The sequence below is a fragment of the Nitratireductor aestuarii genome, assembly GCF_014641695.1.
Classification (GTDB): Bacteria; Pseudomonadota; Alphaproteobacteria; order Rhizobiales; family Rhizobiaceae; genus Chelativorans; species Chelativorans aestuarii.
The window spans coordinates 1-882 of the sequence record NZ_BMIF01000058.1 but is presented as its reverse complement, the minus strand read 5'-3'; the positions used below and the strand labels follow the sequence as shown (position 1 = coordinate 882).

Sequence of the window (882 nt, the reverse complement as noted above, 5' to 3'; positions counted from 1 at the left end):
CGACATTGGCGACCTGCTGCCGTTCAACTTCTCCAAGGCAAATGCCAAATAAAGCTGGATACGGCTAGAACCCGTGCGCGATTACGCCTGAAGAGGCCGTCTAGGCGCATCGAAAATCGCGCTTACGAACACCGCGCGGTGGTCGTCAATGAACGAGATCATCGCTTCAGTGGGCGGTCGAGCTCCGCCATCGCGAAATAGGCTGACGCCGTGCGCAAGATCTCGTTGGCCTGAGGAAGCTCACGGTTCTCCCGCTCAAGAGCTTTCATCTTCTCGGCCACATCACTCGGCCAGCCTGCTCGTTTGCCGCTGTCGACCTCGGTCTTCTTCCCCAATCATGCAGAGTGGGCGTAAGTGACCTGCCACTGAACTTTCATCCAGCGGCGATTAGAGCCTCGGCGGTTTTCAATACGCCATTTGGCGCGGTGGGAGCAACCGGCGGAAACGCGTAGCCTTCATCTTGCGCAGCGTTGAAGTCGGTTGCGGCGATGGTCCCGGCAAAGGCTGCCGGGGTCTGGTATCCGAGCGACGAGTGCGGCCGGAATGTGTTGTAGTCGACGACCCATTCGGCGATGGCGCTGCGGGCATGGCCGAGACCGAAGAACAGGCTTTCGTTCAGCAGTTCGTCGCGCATCCGTCCGTTGAAGGACTCGACATAACCATTCTGCATCGGCTTTCCCGGTGCGATGTAGTGCCAGTCGACCTTGTGCTCCTGCGACCAGGCGAGGATGGCATTCGACGTGAGTTCGGTGCCATAGCACCTACGGAAGGGATTAGCAGAGACGGCTGCAACAGCGGTGCGCGCAGCCTTTTCTCTGCAGGCGCGCACCGCTCGAGGTGCCATGGCCAGTCAAATTTTCTCTAGAATGTGAGTGTTCACAA

Annotated in this window: 2 pseudogenes and 1 other annotated feature; both pseudogenes read right to left on the bottom strand. The window is 58.8% G+C overall.

The annotated features are described in order from the left end of the window. Window positions 1-110 precede the first annotated feature (110 nt). Window positions 111-204 (bottom strand) — a sequence feature (AL1L pseudoknot). Next, window positions 127-329: pseudogene (locus IEX27_RS21095) on the bottom strand (IS3 family transposase); the annotation flags it as partial. (Overlaps the previous feature by 78 nt.) 44 nt (window positions 330-373) lie before the next feature. After that, a pseudogene (locus IEX27_RS21090) lies at window positions 374-754 on the bottom strand (integrase core domain-containing protein); the annotation flags it as partial. Window positions 755-882 lie beyond the last annotated feature (128 nt).